Annotated in this window: 20 protein-coding genes and 1 tRNA gene; 12 read left to right on the forward strand and 9 right to left on the reverse strand. The window is 68.2% G+C overall.

All coding sequences use genetic code 11. The features are described 5' to 3' along the window. Positions 1 to 13: 13 nt before the first annotated feature. Both F573_RS0106815 and F573_RS0106820 read right to left on the reverse strand, forming a co-directional pair. The gene (locus tag F573_RS0106815) at positions 14 to 217 is read right to left on the reverse strand and encodes a hypothetical protein (protein WP_026300836.1); all 204 of its coding nucleotides are present in this window, start codon (positions 215 to 217) and stop codon (positions 14 to 16) included. 28 nt (positions 218 to 245) lie between these two features. Then, positions 246 to 470, reverse strand: a complete 225-nt coding sequence (locus F573_RS0106820; RefSeq protein WP_018870767.1) for a hypothetical protein — start codon at positions 468 to 470, stop codon at positions 246 to 248. Positions 471 to 721: 251 nt separating this feature from the next. On the opposite strand from F573_RS0106820, the gene F573_RS0106825 reads away from it, so the two are divergent. From F573_RS0106825 to F573_RS0106865, 9 genes are all read left to right on the forward strand, one after another. Continuing rightward, on the forward strand, positions 722 to 4,057 hold the full coding sequence (locus F573_RS0106825) for a bifunctional diguanylate cyclase/phosphodiesterase (protein ID WP_019021958.1): 3,336 nt from the start codon (positions 722 to 724) through the stop codon (positions 4,055 to 4,057). A 74-nt stretch (positions 4,058 to 4,131) separates the two neighbouring features. Next, positions 4,132 to 4,878, forward strand: coding sequence for a class I SAM-dependent methyltransferase (locus F573_RS0106830; RefSeq protein WP_019021959.1), 747 nt, complete (start codon positions 4,132 to 4,134; stop codon positions 4,876 to 4,878). Between the two features lie 6 nt (positions 4,879 to 4,884). Beyond that, positions 4,885 to 5,151: a DUF167 domain-containing protein gene (locus F573_RS0106835; protein WP_019021960.1), complete on the forward strand. Its 267-nt coding sequence runs from the start codon at positions 4,885 to 4,887 to the stop codon at positions 5,149 to 5,151. A 12-nt stretch (positions 5,152 to 5,163) separates the two neighbouring features. Then, positions 5,164 to 6,198, forward strand: a complete 1,035-nt coding sequence (gene pyrC / locus F573_RS0106840; RefSeq protein WP_018870771.1) for a dihydroorotase — start codon at positions 5,164 to 5,166, stop codon at positions 6,196 to 6,198. Positions 6,199 to 6,299: 101 nt separating this feature from the next. Next, on the forward strand, positions 6,300 to 6,785 hold the full coding sequence (locus F573_RS0106845) for a hypothetical protein (RefSeq protein WP_026300837.1): 486 nt from the start codon (positions 6,300 to 6,302) through the stop codon (positions 6,783 to 6,785). Between the two features lie 4 nt (positions 6,786 to 6,789). Further along, complete coding sequence (locus F573_RS0106850) at positions 6,790 to 7,170, forward strand: DUF1992 domain-containing protein (protein WP_019021962.1); 381 nt, start codon at positions 6,790 to 6,792, stop codon at positions 7,168 to 7,170. Continuing rightward, on the forward strand, positions 7,160 to 8,239 hold the full coding sequence (locus F573_RS0106855; RefSeq protein ID WP_019021963.1) for a PA0069 family radical SAM protein: 1,080 nt from the start codon (positions 7,160 to 7,162) through the stop codon (positions 8,237 to 8,239). Before F573_RS0106850 ends, F573_RS0106855 begins: the two co-directional genes overlap by 11 nt. 93 nt (positions 8,240 to 8,332) lie before the next feature. Continuing rightward, entirely contained in the window at positions 8,333 to 9,145 is an 813-nt protein-coding gene (locus F573_RS0106860; protein ID WP_019021964.1) for a hypothetical protein, read from the forward strand. Between the two features lie 9 nt (positions 9,146 to 9,154). Continuing rightward, a complete protein-coding gene (locus tag F573_RS0106865) occupies positions 9,155 to 10,054 on the forward strand; it encodes a mechanosensitive ion channel family protein (RefSeq protein WP_019021965.1) in 900 nt (299 codons plus the stop codon). Between the two features lie 8 nt (positions 10,055 to 10,062). Here the strand turns inward: F573_RS0106865 and F573_RS0106870 are convergent, their stop codons facing one another. After that, entirely contained in the window at positions 10,063 to 11,769 is a 1,707-nt protein-coding gene (locus F573_RS0106870) for an ExeM/NucH family extracellular endonuclease (RefSeq protein WP_019021966.1), read from the reverse strand. A gap of 101 nt (positions 11,770 to 11,870) precedes the next feature. On the opposite strand from F573_RS0106870, the gene F573_RS0106875 reads away from it, so the two are divergent. Beyond that, positions 11,871 to 12,749: an undecaprenyl-diphosphate phosphatase gene (locus tag F573_RS0106875; protein ID WP_018870778.1), complete on the forward strand. Its 879-nt coding sequence runs from the start codon at positions 11,871 to 11,873 to the stop codon at positions 12,747 to 12,749. Positions 12,750 to 12,758: 9 nt separating this feature from the next. On the opposite strand, the gene F573_RS0106880 is transcribed toward F573_RS0106875, so the two are convergent. After that, entirely contained in the window at positions 12,759 to 15,278 is a 2,520-nt protein-coding gene (locus F573_RS0106880) for an ABC transporter permease (protein ID WP_019021967.1), read from the reverse strand. Further along, on the reverse strand, positions 15,275 to 15,985 hold the full coding sequence (locus F573_RS0106885) for an ABC transporter ATP-binding protein (RefSeq protein ID WP_019021968.1): 711 nt from the start codon (positions 15,983 to 15,985) through the stop codon (positions 15,275 to 15,277). The genes F573_RS0106880 and F573_RS0106885 overlap by 4 nt, the downstream gene beginning before the upstream one ends. On the opposite strand from F573_RS0106885, the gene F573_RS0106890 reads away from it, so the two are divergent. Beyond that, the gene (locus tag F573_RS0106890; protein ID WP_019021969.1) at positions 15,984 to 16,685 is read left to right on the forward strand and encodes an arylesterase; all 702 of its coding nucleotides are present in this window, start codon (positions 15,984 to 15,986) and stop codon (positions 16,683 to 16,685) included. The genes F573_RS0106885 and F573_RS0106890 overlap by 2 nt on opposite strands. 9 nt (positions 16,686 to 16,694) lie before the next feature. Here F573_RS0106890 and F573_RS0106895 read toward each other — a convergent pair whose 3' ends face one another. Further along, positions 16,695 to 17,027, reverse strand: coding sequence for a hypothetical protein (locus F573_RS0106895; RefSeq protein ID WP_018870782.1), 333 nt, complete (start codon positions 17,025 to 17,027; stop codon positions 16,695 to 16,697). Between the two features lie 164 nt (positions 17,028 to 17,191). Here F573_RS0106895 and F573_RS0106900 point away from each other — a divergent pair. After that, a tRNA-Arg gene (locus F573_RS0106900) sits at positions 17,192 to 17,268 on the forward strand. 9 nt (positions 17,269 to 17,277) lie between these two features. Here F573_RS0106900 and F573_RS0106905 read toward each other — a convergent pair. From F573_RS0106905 to F573_RS0106915, 3 genes are read right to left on the reverse strand one after another with little or no spacing between them, the layout of a single operon-like run. Beyond that, complete coding sequence (locus F573_RS0106905) at positions 17,278 to 17,589, reverse strand: circadian clock KaiB family protein (protein WP_019021970.1); 312 nt, start codon at positions 17,587 to 17,589, stop codon at positions 17,278 to 17,280. Next, positions 17,586 to 19,301, reverse strand: a complete 1,716-nt coding sequence (locus F573_RS0106910) for an ATPase domain-containing protein (protein WP_019021971.1) — start codon at positions 19,299 to 19,301, stop codon at positions 17,586 to 17,588. The genes F573_RS0106905 and F573_RS0106910 overlap by 4 nt, the downstream gene beginning before the upstream one ends. 15 nt (positions 19,302 to 19,316) lie before the next feature. Further along, positions 19,317 to 21,731 carry an EAL domain-containing protein gene (locus F573_RS0106915; protein ID WP_019021972.1) on the reverse strand — a complete coding sequence of 805 codons (2,415 nt, stop codon included), beginning with the start codon at positions 21,729 to 21,731 and terminating at the stop codon, positions 19,317 to 19,319. Positions 21,732 to 22,036 lie beyond the last annotated feature (305 nt).

Consider the following 22,036-nt stretch of genomic DNA (forward strand, 5'->3'; position numbering starts at 1 on the left):
GGTAACCGGCGGGTCAGTCGACCGGCGGCATGTATTCGTAGCGCCGGTGGTCTTCCTCTTCGGGCATGGGTACGCCGGCGGCTTCGAGGGCCTCGGTCAGGTCTTCGCAGTCGTCCAGCTCGTCGGCCCGGTTGCGCAGGGTGTACAGCGCATCCGAGGCCTCGGCGACGGGCATGCGGATGACGATTTCGCCGTTTTCGGCCTTGACCAGATTCATGATCATTCCTCCCGTTTGAGTCGCTGGTTCAGTCCTCGATCGAGGGCTGGCGCGGCGCATGTTCGTCGAATGCGTGCGGCGGCTGGCGGAACTCGTTGTCCAGCTCGTACACGCCCTGCTGCAGAACCGAAGACAGCGCGCGGGCGCCGTTGCGGACCTCGCCATTCAGTTCCGTCAGGTTTTCGGTGATGCTTTTGGCCGTTTTCTTGTCCAGCGTCAGCGTGACGATGCCGTTCTCGTTCTTGACGTCCATGGGCGGCTCCTTTTCGGATGGTCGCACGTTGGTGACTTGATCCAGCTCAATACTGTGACAGGATTGGGGGCGTAAAATTCTCGAGGGCGTATGCCGTTCCCGTGAAGCCCCTGATTCGAGCGTAGACCATGCGTCCGAGCCGGGGGGCTTGTCGAGGGGGAAGCTTCCATTCTTCAACCGGCCGCAGAGCCGGGGTTTTCACACAGGGGATCCCGTTACGTGTCTTGTCTTTCAGCCGGAGCCCGGTGTTGATGTCTTCCCGTGCCCCGGTGTTTCGACTCAGCGCGGCCGCACTGATCGCGCTCGGCTATCTCGTGGCGGGCTCCCTGTGGGTCGCGCTGTCCGACATGCTCCTCATGTGGAGCTTCGGGATCGAGGCGAGCCTGACCCGGGTCAGTCTGCTGAAGGGCCTGGGTTTCGTCTGGGTGAGTGGCGGACTGCTGTACCTGGCCATGCGGACATTCGGGGTCCGTCGGGGCGCGCGGACGCGTAACGGCGGCGGTCTGACACTGTTGCGCGGTCGCCAGCCCTGGGTCTGGGTCGCCCTGGCGGTGGCGGTCGCCGGTTCGGTCGGTGGTGTCGCCTTCGGCACGTTCCATATCGCTCAGGCCACCGCGGATCAGCAGGTGCGCGAAGAACTGCGGGCCACTGCCTTTCTCAAGGGCGGGCTGGTGGATCGGTGGATGGCGGAGCGCGCCGGAGATGCTCGAATCCTGGCGGATGCGCGCGGTTTCACCGCGTTTGTCCGCTCGTTGCAGCGCCACGACTCCGAGGTCGCGCGCACCACGCTGGAGAACCGCCTGCAGGCGATCCGGACGGCCTACGGTTATCGCTCCGTGGCGATCCTGGGGGCGGAGGAACACGCGGAACTGCTGGTTGCGGGGGATGCGTCCTTCCAGCGCGCCGCGGCCAGAGCGGCCCGCGTGGAAGCGATGCAGACCGGAGCCGTCAGCCGGGCGCACGTGGACAGCGTGGACGACGAAGGGGCGACCCGGCTGCACTGGGCCGCGCCTTTGCATCATCCCGCCGATCGCAACTCGGAACCGCTGGCGGTGGTGCTGTTTTCCGCCGATCTGGATCGCCTGGCTCCGCTGCTCGGGGCCGCCATCGACCTGGAAGACGGGGATGCGGCCACCTGGCTGGTCAGTCATCCGTCCGACCGCGCGCCGGTGGTGATGCGGCTGGACGGTGAGTCCGCCCGGCGCGTGGAACCCCCGGCGGAGTTTTCGCAGCTGGAGAGCCGCCTGCTGCGCGGCGGCTCCGGCGAGGCGGTGCGGATCGGATCGCTGGGCGAAGAGGATAATGGTCGTCTGGCGGCGGTGCGTGGCCTCGAGCTCGATGACTGGTCGGTGGTGGTCAAGCGGGACCGCGCGCCCCTGGTGGCCGGGGCGCATCGGCAGGCGGCATGGACCGGCGGCGCCCTGTTGCTGGTCTGGCTGCTGATGGCCGGCGCCGGGGCGCTGGTGGGGCGTCAGCAATGGCTGCAGCGCAACCTGCGGCTGATGCAGTCGCATTCGGAACAGGACCGCCTGCTGCGGGTGTTCTTCGACATGCCGTTCGTGGGCATGGCGGTGTCAGGGCCGGGTGGTCAGGGCTGGGAGCGCGTCAACGACTGCCTGGGCGACATGCTGGGTTACCGGCCGGAAGAACTGGCGAAGCTCGACTGGGACCGCCTTGCGCACCCCGAGGACCGTTCCCTGGGTGCCGATCTGGATCGCGAGATGCGTGAAGGCCGGCGCGACGGCTATGACGTGGAAAAGCGCCTGCTGCGGGCGGATGGCAGCGTGATGGTGGCGCACCTCTCGCTGAAGTGTACTCGCCACGCGGACGGCAGCCTGGACCGTGTCGTGGTCACGGTGGAGGACATCACCCGTCGCCGGGAGGAGGAGGAACGCCGGCGCCTGGCGTCGGTGGTGTTCGAGAACACCCGCGAGGGCGTCGTGATCACCGACAGTACGGCGCACATCCTGTCGGTGAACCGCGCGTTCACCGAGCTGATGGGCTACACCCAGGACGAAGTGATCGGGCGCACGCCGAAGATGTTCCAGTCCGGCCGGCATGACCGCACCTTCTACCAGAACATGTTCCGGCAGCTGGAGCTCTACGGGCACTGGCAGGGGGAGATCTGGAATCGGCGCAAGAACGGCGAGGTGTTCCCCGAGCTGCAGAGCATCACGGCGGTGCACGACCCGCAGGGCCGGCTCACGCATTACGTGTCGGTGTTCGCCGATATCTCGCGGATCAAGGCCTCGGAAGAGGAGCTGGACTACCTGGCGCATCATGATCCGCTGACCGAGCTGCCCAACCGTCGCCTGCTGCTGGCACGTCTGGGCCATGGCATCTCGCTGATGCGGCGGCGCAACGGGGTGCTGGCGCTGCTGATCGTGGATCTCGACCGCTTCAAGGACGTCAATGACAGCCACGGCCACGCCGCCGGCGATGCCCTGCTGCGCAGCGCGGCCATCCGGCTGCAGCGCGAGCGCCGCGGAACCGATACCGTGGCGCGGCTGGCCGGGGACGAATTCGCGGTGGTGGTGGAGAATCTGGCCCACCCGGACGACGCCGGCATGATTGCCGAATCCATGATCCGCCACCTGGCCGAGCCCTGCGACCTCGGCAACGGAGTGGAGGTCGAGGTGGTGGCGACCGTCGGGATCGCGCTGTTCCCGGATCACGGGGCCGGTTCCGAGGCGCTGCTGCAGCAGGCGGGCACCGCGCTGTCGCGCGCCAAGGAAGAGGGGCGCGGGTCGTATCGTTACTACTCGGACGCCTATACCGAGGCGGCGCGCGAGCGCATCGATCTCAGCTCACGTCTGCGCCGCGCGATGGAGCATGACCACCTGGAGGTCCATTACCAGCCGCAGTACGAGATCGCGACGGGGCGCCTGATCGGGGCCGAGGCCCTGCTGCGCTGGAACGATCCGGTGCTGGGCCGCGTGTCGCCCGGGCGTTTCATCCCGGTCGCGGAGAAAACCGGCCTGATCGTGGAGCTGGGCACCTGGGTCCTGCAGGAGGTGATCCGGCAGGGGCGCGCCTGGCTGGACGCGGGTTATCCTCCGATCCGGCTGGCGGTGAACGTGTCTGCGCTGCAGTTCCGGCGGATGGCGCTGGATGAACAGGTCGCCGCCACCCTGGACGAGCACGGACTGCCGCCGGAATGCCTGGAGCTGGAGATCACCGAGTCCGCGCTGATGGCGGATGCCGAGCGGGCCCGTCGCATTCTGGAATCGCTGCGGGGGCGGGGCGTGCATTTCGCCGTGGATGACTTCGGCACGGGCTATTCCTCGCTGTCGCAGCTGAAGAGCTTTGCGGTGGACACCCTCAAGATCGACAAGAGCTTCGTCGACGGCATCGCCGGAGTGGTGCACGAGGATGACGTGCATGACCAGTCGATCACCACCGCGATCGTGGCGATGGCGCACGGGCTGGGGCTGACCGTGGTGGCCGAGGGCGTGGAGACCGCCGAACAGCTGGAGGCGCTGTGTGCGCTGAGCTGCGATTTTTATCAGGGCTACTTTGCCAGCCGGCCGCTACCGGTGGCGGAATTCGAGCGCGACGTTCTGACCACCTCCGAACAGGGGGGGTGAGGCGCGCCGGGAATTGGTACACTTCGCGGCTTGTTGGGCCGGCCCGGCACCGGGCACAGGGGAGAGCAGAACCGATGGAAACCGATCCGGAGCGGAAACCGCATCCTGTCCTCAAGGACTATTACGGGGACGAAAGCAACAAGCGCGCATTCGTCGACGACCTGTTCGACCGCACCGCGCCCTACTACGACCGGATCCTGCGGTTCGGTTTTCTGGGTACGGGGCAGGCGTATCGCCGCTACTCGCTCAAGCAGTCCGGTCTGCAGCCGGACATGGAGGTCCTGGATGTGGCGACCGGGACCGGGCCGGTGGCCGAAGAGATCCGCAAGATCACCGGCGATGAGCGCATCACCTGCGTGGATCCGTCGCGCGGGATGATCGATGTGGCGCGGGGCAAGCTGAATTCGCGCTTCATCCAGGGGCTGGCCGAGGATCTGCCGGTCGCCAGCGAGCAGTTCGACCGCGTGTACATGGGCTACGGTCTGCGTCACGTGCGGGATCTGCGCGAGGCGTTTGCGGAGTACTTTCGCGCGCTCAAGCCCGGCGGTCGCTGCATGATCCTCGAGGTCTCGCGTCCGCGGACGAAGCGGCAGATGTTCATGGCCCGTTTCTACTTCCGCGATTTCATCCCGTTTCTCAGTCGTGTGCTGACACGTGATCCGGACGGGCATACCCTGATGCGGTATTTCTGGGAAACCATTGACCAGTGCGTGCCCCCGGAGGAGATCATGGAGACGCTGGAATCGGTGGGCTTCGAGGACGTCCACCGTGAAGTGCAGCTGGGGGTCTTCTCCGCCTACATGGCCACGCGTCCGGCCTGATACCGCGTGGCCCTGGCCCGACTGAAGCTGCGCGTCTCCCCCGGTGCCCGCGAGGATGCGGTGGTGGGCTGGATGGGCGACGCCCTCAAACTGCGAGTCCGGGCCGCGCCGGAAAAGGGGCGCGCCAACCGGGCCGTCGAACGCCTGCTGGCGGCCGAACTGGGGCTGCCGGCGGATTCGGTGCGGGTGGTGAGCGGCCAGGCCGGCCGCGACAAGACTGTGGAGGTCGACGGCCGGGGCGAGGCCGCACTGCGCGAACACTTCGCTGGATGACAAGGATTACTGATGGAACGCCTGACGCTGACCCGTCCCGACGACTGGCACCTGCACCTGCGCGACGGGGACATCCTCGCCTCGGTGTTGCCGGACACCGTGCGGCGCTTTCGCCGGGCGATCGTGATGCCGAACCTCAAGCCCCCGGTGACCTCGGTGGATGCGGCAGCCGCGTACCGTGACCGCATCCTCGCGGCACTCCCGGACGAGGCCGACTTCGAGCCCCTGATGACGCTCTATCTGACCGAGGAGACCACGCCCGGGATGATCGATGCGGCGCGCCAATCCGGCTTTGTCCATGCGGTGAAGCTGTACCCGGCGGGGGCCACCACGCATTCCGCCAGCGGGGTCACCGACATCCGCCGCTGCTACCCGGTGTTCGAGGCGATGGAGCGGGCCGGGCTGCCGCTGCTGATCCACGGCGAGGTCACCGACCCGGACGTGGACATCTTTGACCGCGAGGCGGTGTTCATCGAACGCCATCTGCAGGGCCTGGTGCGCGACTTCCCCGGGTTGCGCATCGTGCTGGAACACGTGACGACCGAGGCGGCGGTGTCCTTCGTGGAATCCGCGCCGGACAACGTCGGCGCGACCATCACCCCGCAGCACCTGCTGTACAACCGCAACGCGCTGTTTGCCGGCGGCATGCGGCCGCATCATTTCTGCCTGCCGATCCTCAAACGCGAGCGTCACCGGGAAGCACTGGTGCGGGCGGCGACCAGCGGGCACCCGCGTTTCTTCCTCGGGACCGATTCCGCACCGCATCCGCGCCACGCCAAGGAGTCGGCCTGCGGTTGCGCGGGCATCTATTCCGCGCATGCGGCCATCGAGCTGTACGCCGAAGCATTCGCCGCTGCCGGGGCGCTGGATCGGCTGGAGGGTTTCGCCAGTCATCATGGTGCCGATTTCTACGGCATGCCGCGCAACACCGGCACCATCACCCTGGAACGCGCGGAATGGACCGTGCCCGAGGCGGTCCTGTTCGGACACGATCCGGGTGTACCCCTGCGGGCGGGCGAGACCGTCGCCTGGCGGGTGGCGGAGTGAAGTCCGCACCGCCCCCGGTTTGAACCCCGGGGCGGTTGGCGCGGTCTCTCCGACCAGAACCTTTCAATGCGTTTTCGCAAGGAGTCAACGTGCGGGACAGTGTGACCGAACCTGAAGTGCAGCGCGGAACCCTCTGGTTCTGGCTGCTGATCAGCCTGGGGGTGGCCGCGGCCATCATCGGGTTTGGCGTGCAGCTGGAGCCGGCGGGTGCGGCCATCCTGCGCGCCCCGCTGGAGTCGCCCGCGGCCGGTGCCCTGGGCTTCGGCCTGATGATGATCTGGGCCGCCTATGCCTACGCCCTGTCGGCCGGCAAGGCCGCGGGCTCTCAGGAGATGGGGCTGGTGGTACTCAACCTGGGCCTGCCGCTGGGCCTGATTGCCCTGTGGACCTGGGAGATCAACGCCCTGTCGTTCTTCGTGGCCGTGGGCTGGGCGATCAGCCTGGGCGGCATGGGCATCCGGCTGTTCCGGCGCGAACCGCTGGCAGGCGTGATGATGCTGCCGATCTTCGGGGTGAGCCTGACGGCCATCCTGCTGTCGCTGACGCTGTGGATGCTGCCGGTGGCTCAGCAGGGCGGTGCTGCTTGACGCCATGCTGCTGAGCGAGGCGCAGATCGAGGCGCAGCTGGCCGATGCCGCGCGGCGCGGGGAGTTTGATGATCTGCCCGGGGCCGGGCGGCCGCTGGAGCTGGATGACGACCGCGACGTGCCGGAAGACATGCGCATGGCGTTTCGCATCATGAAGAACGCCGGCTACGTGCCGGAAGAGGTCCGGCTGCGCGGCGAGATCGCCTCGGTGGAGGCCCTGCTGCGCGAGGCCGAGGACCCCGAGGGCCGGGAACGCCATTCGCGCCGTCTGCGTGTGCTGCTGGACCGACTGGCGCGCGAGCGCGGGCGCACCGGTGGCGATGCCGGGCTGGCCACCGAGTCCGGGTATTTCCGGGCCCTGTGCGCAAGGCTCGATGGCGAGTGAGCCCCCGCGCGGCCGCGGCAGCGCCACCCGGCCGGCCGCCCGCTACGAACCCCTGCAGCGCGAACCCGTGGACGACGGCTGGGTCGGGGACGACGAAGCCGCCCCGGCGCTGCGCACCGAAGTGACCCCGGAGACGCCGCGCAGCCTGCTGGTGCGCAACGACTCCCCGGATGTCCCGTTTACCCTGTCCATCAATCCCTATCGGGGCTGCGAACATGGCTGCGCCTACTGTTTCGCGCGGCCGGCGCATGCCTATGTGGGGCTGTCGCCCGGACTGGACTTCGAGAGCCGGCTGTACGTGAAGACCGGCGCGGCGGCCGTGCTGCGCCGCGAACTGGGTGCGCGCAACTACCGGCCGTCACCGGTCGCGCTGGGCATCAACACCGATGCCTACCAGCCGGTGGAGCGGGAATGGCGGGTCACCCGCGAGCTGCTGGAGGTGCTGGCGGAGAGCGCGCATCCGGTGTCCATCGTCACCAAGTCGGCGCTGGTGGAGCGCGATCTCGATCTCCTGGGGCCGATGGGGCGCGCCGGGCTGACGCAGGTGGCGGTGTCCCTGACCACCCTCGATCGCGGTCTGTCCCGGCGTCTGGAGCCGCGCGCGGCGGCCCCGCAGCGGCGCCTGGAGACCATCCGGCGGCTGACGGATGCGGGCGTGCCCGTGAGCGTGCTGGTGGCCCCGCTGATCCCGGTGCTGACCGATGGCGAGACCGAGGCCCTGCTGGAGGCGGCGGCCGAGGCCGGTGCGGTGTCGGCCGACTACGTACTGCTGCGCCTGCCGCGCGAGGTGGCGGGGCTGTTCGAGGAGTGGCTGCGGGCCCACGAGCCGTTGAAGGCGGAACACGTGCTGGCGCGCCTGCGCGAAGCGCACGGCGGGCGGGTCTACGATTCCAGCTTTGGCCAGCGCATGCGGGGCTCCGGGGCGTGGGCCGATCTGCTGGGACAGCGCTTTGCCCTCGCGCGGCGCCGCCACGGGCTGGACCGCTGGTCCGGGGATCTCGATTGCTCGCAGTTTCGCCCGCCGGCACCAGCGCGACCGGCCGACGACCGGCAGCTGGACCTGTTCTGAGCCCGTTATTCGGTGCGGCGGAATGGTCGGGGTGGCGGGCGGCTTCTGCGGCGCGCGGCTTCGCGCTACAGTGACCCGGAGAGGGAGGGGCCCATGGGCGTACGCGTACATTCGAATTCCGGTGAGGGTGCCGGCTGGTGGGGTCCGGTGGAGCTGCCGCCCGGGACGACCGGGCACTGGGCGATCGGGCCGCTGGACCTGTGGCTGAAACGCTGCGCCGATGAGTGGGATCTGTGGCTGGCGCGCGAGCGGGATCCGGAGGAAAGCGGTTTCCGGCGCGAGATCCCGGCGCGCGAGCCGGTGCCCGAGAAACCGGCGGAGCAGCGACGGTTTGCCGGCACCCCCGGCGGGGCGACGGCCACGCTGGCCGTGGCCCTGGCCGACCGGCCGGTCGTCAGTCGTCCGGAGGCACCGTTCCATGTGCCCGCGGGCGGCGAGGTCACCCTGTATGTGAGCACGCCCGCCTGGGTGCAGCTGCGGCTGGGAGAGACCCGGCTCCACGAGTTTCCCGCGTATCCCGCCTCCGATACCTGGTTCGGCCCGAACACGGTGGAGGGCGAGCTGTGCTATGCCAGCCGCACCCAGGCGCGCATGACCCTCGAAGACGTGCCCGAGCGCGCCCATCGCGTGCTGACGCCGCTGACGGTGCACAATGCCGCCGGCGACACCCTGCTGCTGGAGCGCATCAAGCTGCCGGTGCCGCGCCTGCCGGTGTATGCGGATGCCCGCGGCCGCCTGTGGACCTCGGCGGTACGGGTACAGCACGAGCCCGAACGGGACCTGGCCGAGGTCAAGCTGGGCGAGGGGCCGCCGGCCGAGTCGCCCCGCGCGCGGCGGGTGGCCGAACCGCGCGAATCGGGTGGCAGCCGCTTCAGCCTGCGCGCGTTCAGCGCACTGTTCCAGTAGGGGGGCGACATGGAAGAGGGTTCCTGGATCGCACGCAGCGTGGAGCTGATGACCGCCGATGCGGTACTCGCCTGGGTCCGCGCGGCGATCTATCTGGGGGTGGGGCTGCTGCTCGCGCGGGTGGTATCGCGCACCCTGATCCGGGTCGCGGGGCGCCATCTGGACGCCCAGCAGGCGATGCTGGTGCGACGCATCGGTTTCTACCTGGTGCTGGTGCTGGCCGGGGTATCGGCCCTGCGCGAGCTGGGCTTCGACCTGACCGTGCTGCTGGGGGCCGCGGGCATCCTGACGGTGGCCATCGGCTTTGCCTCGCAGACCTCCGCCTCCAACCTGATCTCGGGCCTGTTCCTGATCGGCGAGCGCCCGTTCGCGGTGGGCGACGTGGTCCGGGTGGGCGACGTGACCGGCGAGGTGCTGTCAATCGACATGCTGTCGGTCAAGCTGCGCACCTTCGAGAACCTGATGGTGCGGGTACCCAACGAGACCCTGGTGAAATCGCAGCTGACCAACCTCACGCGCTTTCCGATCCGGCGCCTGGACATGCAGATCGGCGTCGCCTATCACGCCGACATCGTGCGGGTGCGCGAGATCCTGACGGACGTGGCCGATCGCGAACCGCTGTGTCTGGAGGAGCCGCGCCCGCTGTTCATCTTCCTCGAATTCGGTGACTCGGCGCTGAAACTGCAGTTCTCGGTCTGGGCGAAGCGGGAAAACTTTCTCGACCTGCGCAATCGCATGCACATCGCGGTGAAGAAGGCCTTCGATGAGGCCGGCATCGAGATCCCGTTCCCGCAGCGCACCCTGGGTTCGCTGACCGGCGCCCCCTTCCCGGTGCGCGTGGTCTCCGGCGACGAGCCGGCGCCCGGGCCCGAGGTCCCGCCGGTGGACAATACCCCCGATAACAGCTGACCGGCGGCCTACGGGCGCAGATCGACCCACACCGGGTCGTGGTCGGAAGCGCGCCAGGGGCCGTCGGCCGGATGAGTACCGTCGAAGCCGAGGAACACGGGTTCGTCGGCGTTCACCGCCCAGGTGTCGGCGGCCACGACCCGCGCGGCCAGCGCCTCCGGGCCGAGCAGGTAATCCAGCTGCCCCGAGCGGCCGCGGAACACGTAGGTGTGGATGGTCTCCGGATCCGTGGCCACCAGATCCTCCTTGCCGGCCGCGCGCAGGGCGGTCAGCGGGTCTTCGGCGGCGTAGCTGTTGAGGTCGCCGGCGATGATCACCGGCGGGTCGTCCGGTCTGGCCGCGCGCTGCCGGGCGATCCACTCCGCCAGGCGCTCGGCCTGCTCGGTGCGGCGCTGGTTCCAGCAGCCCTGACCGCGGTCGATGTCGCCGTGCTCCGGACAGCCGGTCTTGGCCTTGAAGTGTACGGCCACCACGCCGAAGGGCTCGCCGCCGTCGCGTGAACGGAACCAGCCCAGCAGCGGCGGACGGTGGTGGACCGCATCCCCGTCGGCCGCGGTGTCCAGCAGTTCCACCCGTTCGCGGTTGTAGAGCAGGCCGACCTGGATCGCATCGGTCCCGCTGTCGGGGTGAGTGGCCTTGCGCATGTGCGTGCGCTCGTCCAGGGCATCCACCCGCTCGCGCAGCTCGCGTCCGGCGGCGGGGCGGTTCTCCAGTTCCACGAATGCGAGGACGTCCATCGCCAGGCCCGCGAGCTGGGCGTCCAGCTTGGCGGTGTGGCGTTCGCGTTCGGCGGGATCCTGCGCGCCGCGCTCGCCCAGGGTGACGAAGTCGTTCTCCAGGTTCGCGGTCGCGATGCGCAGGGTGTCGTCGCCGGGCTCGGGCGGCGGATCGGGGCGTTCCCCGTCCTCCCATTGCGGCGGATCCACCGGATGCACGCGGTGGGCGTCGAAGGCGTGGGTCAGTATGCCGGTCAGATCGTCCACCCGACTGCCGACGCGGCGGGTGCCGGTGTCGTCCAGATACGGCACCGGGTCGGGGCGGGCCCGGTAGCTGCCGTCGTCCAGCACGATGCGACGGTTCGCGTCGCCGTCGCCGGCATCCGCATCACCGAAGGCCCCGGTCTGGCCCGGGTGGCGCAGGCGCCCGCCGGCGGCAAGGTCGAGGCTGCCGTAGCGCGCCAGTTCGCGATTGGCGGTGACGGTCAGGGTCTGGTCGAAACGCACGCGCACGTCTTCCAGGGCTTCCAGCCGATCGGCGTCTTCCGGCAGGCGCAGGGTCACGGCCTGCGGGGGCTCGCCGCGCCGGCAGCGCTCGAGTGCCTGCACCCGCGACAGCTGCGGGGGGCCGTGGTGGCGGCCGAAACGGCCATGGACCTGCACCCGATCGCCGGGCTGCAGGTCGACGTCCGCGTGGTCCGGGGCGTACACGAACAGCCCGGTGGGCGGGTCGGTCGCATCGTCCTGCAGATAGAACCCGCCCAGCGCGTCCTCGCCGTGGAACACGCCGCTGACCGTGCCCTCGGCGACCACGGGTTGATCCTCGTCCACCGCGCCGGCGCGCAGCTCGTCGAGGGCCACACGGTTGTCTACCGGCGGGGCGGGGCAGTCGGCGGCGGCCGCCCCCGGCAGGACCGGGGCCAGCAGCAGGATCAGGCCGGCGGTGGCGGCGCGAAGACACTGAATGGACCTCGGGGCGTGACGGGCGGCTGCATGCATGGCTTCTTCCCTGGCGGGCGTGTGACGGCGCCCGGCGATTTCGTGGTGTGATTTCCGTATACTGCGGCGCCTTCCCCGCCCGCGGACAGGAGCGAACGGCGATGGCGATCTGGATCGCGACCCTGCTGGGAATCGTACAGGGTATTTTCATGTTCGTGCCGGTGAGTTCAACCGCGCACCTGGTACTGACCCAGCACTGGCTCATTGGTCAGGGGCACGAGCTGCCGCCGCCGGAGAGTCCGGAGATGATCCTGTTCGATCTGGTGGTGCACGTGGGCACACTGGTGTCGATCGTCTATGTGTTCCGCCGCAGCCTGTGGCAGCTCTCCGGCGGGATCGTGCGCGAGAGCTGGCAGTGGGCCTCGCGCCATGGCGACGCGCGCCGCGAGATGCTGTACTTCCGCCTCGGGATGCTGTGCGTGCTGTCGGTGGCCGCGACCGCCGTAGTGGGCTTCACCCTCAAGGCGACCTTCGAGCACGTCTTCGCCAACCCGGTGCTGATCGCCGGGACCCTGACCCTGACCGGCGTATTGCTGTGGTGGACCGACCGCCTGAGCCGGCGGCCGCTGGGGCTGCGCAAGCTGAACCCGCGCATCGCGACGGTGATCGGCGTGGCCCAGGGCTTTGCCCTGGTGCCCGGGCTCAGCCGCAGCGGCATGACCATCGTGTTCGGCCTGTTCAGCGGGCTCAAGCGGCGCTGGGCGGCGGAATACAGCTTCTTCCTCGCGATCCCGACCATCCTCGCGGCCACCGCCGTGCAGTCGCTGGACGTGTTCAACCACGACGGCCTGGGCGATCTGCCGTGGAGTGCGCTGATCACCGGGTTCGTGGTCTCTGCGGTGGTCGGCGTGGTGTCGCTGAAGATGGTGCTGTTCTTCCTCTATCGCTCCAGCCTGAAGGTGTTCTCCATCTATGTGTGGATCCTGGCCTTCCTCGTGCTGTTCGGGTTCCTCGACACCGGTGTGATGTACGGCCACTGAACCACCGCGTCACTCCGGCCCGCGCAGCACCGTGAGCGGTGCCTGATCCAGCACCCGCCGGGTTCCCAGCCACCCGGCCAGCGCGATGCCCAGGGTGCCGCCGCCGATCCCGTAGACGAACGTCATCGGGTTGACGCGGTAGTCGAAGTCGAACACCTGCCAGGCCAGCAGGGCCCCGATCGCGGTGGCGATGATCGCCGCCAGCAGCCCGGCGAGAAAGCCCAGGGTCCCGAACTCGGCCAGCAGCGCGTTACGGATGTCGCGGCGCCGAGCACCCAGGGTGCGCAGCAGTGCGGCCTCGCGCCGGCGGACGTCGCGGGTCGCCTGGACCGCGGCGAACAGCACCGTCAGCCCGGCCACCAGGGTGAACAGGAACACGTATTCGACCGCGCGCGTGGCCTGTTCGATGATGTCGCGCACGCGCTCCAGGATCGCGCTGACATCGATCGCGGTGACCGCCGGGAAATCGCGCAGCCAGCGGCTCTGGGCGTCGTGCATGTCCTCCGGCAGGCGGAACGCGGTGATATAGGTGCGGGGCTGCTCGCCCAGCAGGGCGGGAGCGCCGGTGACGAAGAAGTTCACCCGGAAGCTGTCCCAGTTGACCTCGCGCACGTTCGTGATGGTCCCGCGCACCGCGCGTCCGCCGATGCGGAAGGTCAGGCTGTCGCCCAGTTCCAGCCCCAGGCGTTCCATCAGCCCGGCCTCCACCGAGAGCCCGTCGGAATCCGGCTGGTCAAGGGTCCAGTGGCCTTCCACCACCGGGTTGTGCTCCGGTGGCTGTTCCGCGTAGGACAGGTTGAACTCGCGGTCCAGCAGGCGTCGGGTGCGCTCGTCGTCGAAGTCCTCGGGACCCACCGGCAGGTCGTTGATGGCGACCAGTCGGCCGCGGATCATCGGGTCCATCTGCGGACGTTCCAGCCCGGCCTCGACCATGCGTTCGGCCAACCGGTCCTGCTCTCCCGGCTGGATGTTCACGTAGAAGTGGTTGGGCGCATCCTCGGGGATGCTGGCATCCCAAGCCTCCAGCAGGTCGACGCGCACGATCGCCAGCAGCAGCAGCGCGAGGATGCCCACGCTGAAGGCCACCAGCTGCACCGCGCTGAGCCCGCCGCGCCGCGCCAGATTGGCCAGACCGAAACGCAGCGCGATGCCGCCGCGGTCACGCAGCGGGCGTACCGCCAGCACCAGGGCCGCCCCCAGCAGGCCGAGGATCAGCAGGGCTCCGGCCGTGCCCAGCAGGACCCACAGGGCGAGCTGCGCATCGGCCGCCTGCCACCACAGCAGGGCGCCGAAGGCCGCCACCGCCAGCCCGCCCGACAGCCACACCGAGGCCGACGGCAGGCCGATGTCACGGCGCAGCACCCGCAGCGGCGGGATCTGCCCGATGCGCAGCATCGCCGGCAGGGCGAAGCCGGCGGCGGTGATCAGGCCGACGCCCAGCCCGGCCACCACCGGTCGCAGGCCGGGCGCGGGCAGATCAGCGTCCAGCCAGTCCCCGAGCAGGGCGGCGAGCACGAACTGCGCGGCGAAGCCGATGGCCAGCCCGATCAGCGAGGCGATCAGGGCGACCAGCAGCACACGCCCGAAATACACCGCCAGCACCCGCCGCGCGCTGGCACCCAGGGTGCGCATGATCGCCGCCGAGTCGGCACGGCGCTGAGCAAAGTGATGCGCCGCCACCGCGATCGCGGCCCCGGCCAGGAGTACGGCCATCAGCGACGCCAGGCCGAGGAAGCGCTCGGCGCGCTCGATCGCCGCGCGCAGCTCCGGACTGGCGTCCTCCAGGCCCTGGACGCGCTGCCCGGATTCCAGACGTGGTTCCAGCCACTGTTCGAACCCGGCCACCGCGTTGTCCGCCCCGCGCAGGTGGAACTGGTAGCGCACCCGGCTGCCGGGGCCGATCAGTTCGGTCGATTCCAGGTCCTGGTAGGCGAGCAGCAGCCGCGGTGCGAGATCGGTGAGCGCACTGCCGCGGTCGGGTTCCAGGGTCAGGACTGCGGTGATCTCCAGGTCCCGGCGTCCGACGGTGACCGTATCCCCCGGTTCCAGACCGAGGTCGTTCAGCAGGCTGCTCTCCAGCCAGGCCTCGCCGGACTCCGGTCCCTCGGTGACGGCCCGTTCCCGGCCCTCGGCATCGCGGATGCGGGCCTCGCCCACCAGCGGCCAGTCGGGATCCACCGCGCGCAGGGAGCTCAGTCGCGAGCGGTCCTCCGCACCGAACAGCACCGAGGGCAGGGCGGCCGTGCGTACCTGTTCCAGCCCGCGTTCCCGGGCTTCTTCCACCCACTCGTCGGGGATCGGATCGCGCGCGACCACCGACAGGTCCCCGCCCAGCAGGGAGGCCGCCTCGTCGGCCATGCCGCGGTCGACGCGGTCGGTGAAGAAGCCCACCGCGGCCACCGCGGCCACCGCCACCACCAGGGCAGCGGCCAGGACCCGCAGTTCGGCCGAACGCCACTCCTGGCGGGTGCCCCGCAGCCATCCCCGCAGCTGGCGCAGCGGATGATGCAGTCCGGACGCCGGACTCATGCCAGAACCCCGTCCTGAATGCGGATAATGCGATCACAGCGCTGCGCCAGTTCGGGGTCGTGGGTGACCAGCAGCAGGGCAGCGGGGACGTGGCCGGGTTCGGCATCGTCGGTTAGGGCGAACAGGTGTTCGATGATGCGTTCGCCCGTGCGCCCGTCGAGGTTGCCGGTGGGTTCGTCGGCGAACAGGATGGCCGGCCGGTCGACGATTGCCCGCGCGATCGCCACGCGCTGCTGCTCGCCGCCGGAGAGCTGGTGCGGATAGTGGCGCGCGCGCTCGGTCAGTCCCACGCGCTCCAGTGCCTCGTGGGCGCGGCGGCTCAGTTCCGCGGCCGGCTGCTGCGCGTGTTCCGGGTTGAGCTCCAGTGGCAGGAGGACGTTTTCCAGCGCGGTCAGGGCCGGCAGCAGCTGGAACGACTGGAACACGAAACCGACCCTTCCGGCGCGCAGGGCCGCGCGGCCGTCCTCGTCCAGTTCGCTGATCGTCTGGCCCAGCAGGCGAACTTCTCCGCCACTGGGGGCGTCAAGACCCGCGAGAAGGCCCAGAAGGGTCGACTTGCCCGAGCCGGAGGCGCCGAGGATGGCGACCGTCTCGCCCGGGTTGACCGCCAGGGACACGCCGCGAAGGATGTCCAGCGTGCCGCTGGGACCCTCCACCCGCTGGCGCAGGTCCGTGGCTTCCAGTACTGCTTGCGAGGATGCATCCATGTCGCGTTTCCCGTTGCTGGTCTTTGGGTATCTTGCCCTGCTGTTGAGTCTTCCGCTCGCCGCGAATTCCCCGCCGGCGGAGAATTCTGCCCACAAGGCCCCGGAGGACGACACCCATCGCCTGCTGGTGTTCGGCGATTCGCTCAGCGCGGCGTGGGGCATGAGCGAGGACGAAAGCTGGGTGGCCCTGCTGGAAGATCGCCTCGAAGCGCGGGATGGCCACTGGCGGGTGCACAACGCCTCGATCAGCGGCGAGACCACGGCCGGTGGCCGTCAGCGCCTGCCCGGCGAGCTGGAGCGCGCCGAACCGGATGTCGTAATCCTGGAACTGGGCGGCAATGATGGTCTGCGCGGGCTGGCGCCCGCCGTCATGCGCGAGAACCTCGAGGCCATGCTGGATGCGATCGACACCGCGGGCGCGAAGACCCTGTTGCTGGGCATCCGCATTCCGCCCAACTACGGTCCCCAGTATACGGACCGCTTCGAGGCGGTGTTCCGGGATCTGGCGAAAGAACGCGAGCTGGCCTTCGAACCGTTCTTTCTGGACGGCGTGTCCGACGACGAGGTGATGATGCATGACGACGGGATCCATCCGGCGGCCGAGGCGCAGCCGCAACTGCTGGAGAATGTCTGGCCGGAACTGGAACCGCTGCTGGAGCAGGTCGAAGCCCGGGAAACGCTGAACGGCAACCGGGACTGAGGCACCGGTTCAGTCTTCGGGGCGCAGTTCCTCCCGGCAGCGCTGCAGCACCTCGGCCGGGATCAGCGCGCGCAGCACCGGATGCAGATCGGGTTCCACCTCGCTCAGCAACGGCAGGGTCCGCACCCGGGAATGGCGCGACAGCGGATCACCGTACTGATTGGTCTGGATGCTGCGGTCCACCCCGGCATCCATCAGCGCGATGCCCGGCTGACCGCCCGGCCCCTCGTCGAGGATGTCGACCAGTTCAACCACATGTCCGTCCACCTCGCCACGCACCCCTACCAGCGGGCACAGCAGATCGATCAGACGGCCGGTTTGCTCCGAGTTCAGTTTCTCCATGACCGTACATTAGTTCGCCGGCGCGCGGGGCGCCACCCCGTGCCGCCCCGTTAAGTTTGAATCGCACCCGATGCGAGCGGAATGGCAGGAGCCTGCTTGCAGGCGAACCGGGCGGCGTTTTCGACATGCTATCTGCCACGCGTATAATCCGGTTTCCCGCCCGCGTCTCCGTAGCTCAGCTGGACAGAGCAACCCCCTCCTAAGGGGTAGGTCGCAGGTTCGAATCCTGCCGGGGACGCCATCTTCCGGTTTACGTGTCGGTTCCCAGTTCGGCCAGGAACCGCCGCAGCTTCTCCTCCTCGGACAGATCCCCGTAGAGCACGGAGACTTCGCCATGGGTGTCGGTCTTCAGCAGTGATGGCGTGGCGAACACCGACTGGGTGATGCCCTGTTCGGGCTGTTCTAGAAGATCGACCTCCTGAGGTTGCATGTCGGAGCGGCCGATTTGCTCCAGCATTCGGGCGAGGTTGGCCCGCGCGCGCTGCGAGCGGGGTGCCGATCCGGTTACGAAGAGGGTCAGCACGGGGATGGAGGCTTCGCCATGGTCCTGATTCTCGTTCAATGCTGTTTTCCTCCGTCGGCATGCTGACCTTCTTTGAAGGGTTCCGGATCGTGATCCGGGTCCCGGCGGCGGCGGATTTCTTCGTGATAATCGTGTTCCAGACGATCCGTCTCGCCGCTTGTCCGATCCAGGTGGTCGCGTTCGGCCTCCAGGCGCTGTTGTTCTTTCTCCGCCTGCAGGATGCGCTGTTCCAGGTCCAGGCGCCGACGTTCGCGTTCCAGCTGTCGCTGGCGCTCCCGCTCCTGATCCTCGCGTTCCTTCATCGCGCGCGCCGTCCCCATCAGCACCTCCGAGCCGGATGCGTAAACATCCGCGAGGTCCAGTCCGCTGTCGGACAGGATTAGTTCGCGCTGCTGATTGGAGTGAGCCGAACCGCGCGATTTCACGATGGACAGCGACCGGTTACGTTCGCCCCCGCGTTCGTTGTAACCGACGACAATCCAGGTATCGGCCAACGTGGAGACATAGCCCAGGGTGGCTTCTCCCTCCGGGTCCTCTACACCGCTCAGTGCGGTCAGGACGGTGGTGATGCCGCGTCGGCGGGCCAGATCGGTCAGCTGCTCGGTCGCCAGATGGGCGCCTTCGGTGGCACTGGCTTTCAGCAAGGCGGAGACCGGATCGATGATCAGACAGTCGGGAGCGAATCCGTCGATGAGGCGTCGCAATGCGAGGAATTGTTCGGTGACGCTGGAGGCGTAGGCGGAAAAATCCTGAAAATGGACGACCCCGCGGGCCATCGGGGTGGCCAGGTCGATGCCCACCGATGTCAGGTTGCGCACGTAGGCCGATTCCAGCTCATCGAAACTGATGTACAGCACGCGTTCGCCTTCCCTTGCCCGGGTCTCTGCGAAGGTACCGGCCAGGGTGCTCTTGGCGGTCCCGGGGCGACCGGAGATCAGCAGGCTGGAACCGCGATGGATGCCGCCACCCAGGAGGCTGTCCAGACGCGGGATGCCGGTGGTCAGCCGTTCGCTGCCGGCCGCTGGCTGACCGATCGGAGGGGCCTCGTGGTAGGGGAGCTGGATGCCCTCGCCATCGATCAGCATTGGCATTTCGTCGGCGACATGATCGCTTCCCCGATACTTGGTAATGCGCAGTGAGCGGTTGAGCTTCTGCTGGACCACGCGCGCCGACAGCAGCAGGCTCGACGACAACAGGAACTCGATGCCCTCCAGCCAGGCCGGTGCGGGGCCGTCACCCCGTGCCTTGCCGGTGATCAGCATCGCCTGACCGTGGGTCTCGCAGTGATCGTTGATTCGGCGGATCTGCTCGATGGCGGCATGCGGGTTTGGCTGGAGCTGCAGGAGCTGGTCGATGCCGTCGAAAATCACCCAGCCTGCATCGCCGTCGGCCGCGGGCGTGACGGCACTCAGCAAGCCTCCCATGTCGAATTCGCCGGCCGCCTCGGCCCCCGGATGCGGGCGTGCGTCGATCAGCTGCCAACGCTCGGACTCCAGCAGCCCGGCGCCCCAGGTAAACGAGGCGGCGTCGCGCCGCACCTGCTCGGGCGATTCCTCGGAGGTCACGAAAACGCCGCGTGCACCCTGTTCCACCGCTCGGGCCAGGATCTGCAGACACAGGACGGTCTTGCCGGCGGCGGGTTGGCCGAGGACAAGCGTCGCCTGGCCTTTGGGCAGGCCGCCGCGAGTGGCACGGTCGAGCCCGGCGATGCCGGTTTCGAACTTTTGCAGTGTGTTTTGGGGTCGTTCCATGCGGACTCCGGTTGTTCAGGTCGATGGCGGGTGAGTGCTGCCCAGCGGCAGGCGCCCTCGCTGCTCCAGCAACCAGCGGAAGTCCTCCGCTTCCAGCGGCATGCTGTAGTAATAGCCCTGTCCGAAGGGGCAGCCCATTTCCAGCAGGGCCTCCGCAACCTGCGCGGACTCGATGCCTTCGGCAATGACTTCCGCATCCATCGCCCGGGCCAGTGTCACCACCGTCTCCACGATGTGGCGATGGAAAGGTTCGTCCAGCAGATGGAACACGAAGCCTTGGTCGATCTTGATCTCGTCGAAGGGATATTCCTTGATGTAAAGCAGCGAGGAATAGCCGGTGCCGAAATCGTCCAGGGACAGGCGCACGCCCATTTCATGCAGGACGCGTATCTGTTGCAACAGGGCGGGAGACTGCCCGATGAACACCCCTTCCGTAACCTCCAGTGCCAGTTCCTCGGGGGCGACCCCCGATTCTTCAAGGATGCTTTGCACGCGTCGTGCAAAGTTGCCGACCTCGAACTGCGTCAGCGACACGTTGACCGCCACACGGACCGGTTCCAGGCCCGCATCGCGCCATTCGCGCAGATGCCGGCAGGCCCGCGCGAGCGCCCAGTCGCCCACTGCGGTGATCTGCTGACTCTGCTCGGCCAGGCTGATGAACAGGTCCGGCGGGAGCAGGCCGCGCTCGGGGTGATTCCAGCGCAGCAGCGCCTCGCAGGACACCAGCCGGCCACTGGCCAGGTCCACCTTGGGCTGGAAGTGGAGTTCGAGCTGGTCCTCGTTGAGGGCCTGACGCAGATCGCGCGTGAGGTCGATGCGCTGCTGGGTTTCCTCGAGCAGTTGACGGGTGAACGCCGACCAGAGCTGGGAGGCCTCGGCATGGTTGCGGAACTGGGCGAGCTCCGCCTCGTGCAGCAGATCCTCCGCCGTGCGACGCTGGGTACCCATACGAGTAAAGCCCATGCGAATCGCGACCTCGAACTCCGCGCCGTGCATCGCGAAGGGCGCGGTCAATGCGGCGTGCAGCTCGCCCAGCTCGAGTTCCGGCGGCTCGCGGGGTTCGGGGAGGAAGACAACGAATTCGTCGCCGCCGATCCGGCCCGCCAGGCCGTGGTCGCCCCCCTGTCCTTTCAGACGCTGCCCGAATTCCTTCAGCAGCCAGTCGCCGGCCTCGTAGCCGTAAGACTCGTTGATGTCGCGCAGTGCCGCGATGTCCGTGATCACCAGGATACCGGCCGGATGCCAGTGCTCCCCATCGATCCGTTCCTGCAGCGCCCGTTCGAAGCCAGAACGTGACAGCAGTCCGGTCAGGGCGTCCTCGAAGGCGAGCCGGCGAAGTTGCTCCTCGGCCTTCTTCAGGGAGGTGATGTCCTGCTTGATCGCCACGTAGTTGATGACCCGACCCTGTTCGTCCTTGAGCGGCGAAATGACATCCTGTTCCCAGAACAGGGTTCCGTCCTTGCGCCGGTTCTGGATCTCTCCGGTCCACGTCTCCCCGGCGGTGATGGTGCCCCAAAGATCCCGATAGACCTCGTCCGGCGTGTTGCCGCTCTGGATCCGGGCCGGTGTCTGGCCCAACAGCTCATCTCTGGAATAGCCGGAGACCCGTTCGAAGGCCGGGTTCACGTATTCGATTTGGCCTTCCAGGTCGGTGACGGCGACCGCCGCCGGGCTCTGCTCGATAATGTGGCGGAACCGGTGGAGCTGGCGCTCACGTTCGCGGTGGCGGGTCAGATCCTGGAAGGCCCCCTGGGCCCCCACGATGCGGCCTTCAGCATCAAAAAGCGGTTCGCCCAGTGCACGTACCCATTTGCGCTGTCCTTCGGTGTCAATGATGGCCAGCTCTTCGTCGTAGGGGAGCCCCTGTTCGATGCAGTCGTTGAACAGGGTGCGGATCCGGTCGCGCGACTCGGGCGCGTAGAAGTTGATCCCCTCCTCGATCGGCGGGGCGTAACCCGCTGGCATGCCATGGATCTCGGCGACCACCGGGGACCAGGCGATTCGCCCGTCATCGAGATATACTGACCAGCCGCCGACGCGGGCGATCTGGCCGGCCATCTCGATCAGGTGGGCCTGGCGTTGCAGTTCGTTCTCGGCCGTACGCAGGTCGGTGACGTCGGTAATGACCGCTCCCGCCCGCTGTTTCCGGTCGAGACCAGGGCCAAGCGGATAGTAGTTCACCCGGAGTCGACGGCGCTGGCCATCGGTCGTGGTGCGCTCGGTCTCGTACCTCACAGTCTCCCCGCCCAGGCAGCGATCCAGATAGGGTTTGACCGTTTGCTCGAAATAATCCGCGCCCAGTATTTCGGGCAGTGAACGCCCCAAGAGCTCCCCGTCAGTCAGCCCGTAATGTTCGCGGTAGGTGCGGTTGGCCCATATGTAGCGGTAATCGGCATCGGCGATGCCGCACAAATCCTCGCTCTTTCCCACAAGATCGTGGAGGTGCTGGAGGAGTTCCTTTTGGACCAGCAATTGCGCGGATGTCTCTTCCGAAGAGTGAAGCATTCGGCGAAGCGTAGCTGCGAGGTTGGGCCTGTCTGCCTGGTCCTCGATGGGGACGAGGGCATGCTCGATGGTCTGCCGGACGTCCTCCAGCTTGCGTCTAGTGGTTCCCTCGCCCGCTTTGCGGCGACGGAGAACCAGACGGAATACGAGTACTGTTAGGACGCCGGATAGTGAACCGGCAATCAGCGCCGTGACCAGCCAAGCATCGAGGCTGGCGAGACCGTCCGGGA

The organism is Thioalkalivibrio sp. ALE23 (assembly GCF_000378545.1).
Classification (GTDB): Bacteria; Pseudomonadota; Gammaproteobacteria; order Ectothiorhodospirales; family Ectothiorhodospiraceae; genus Thioalkalivibrio.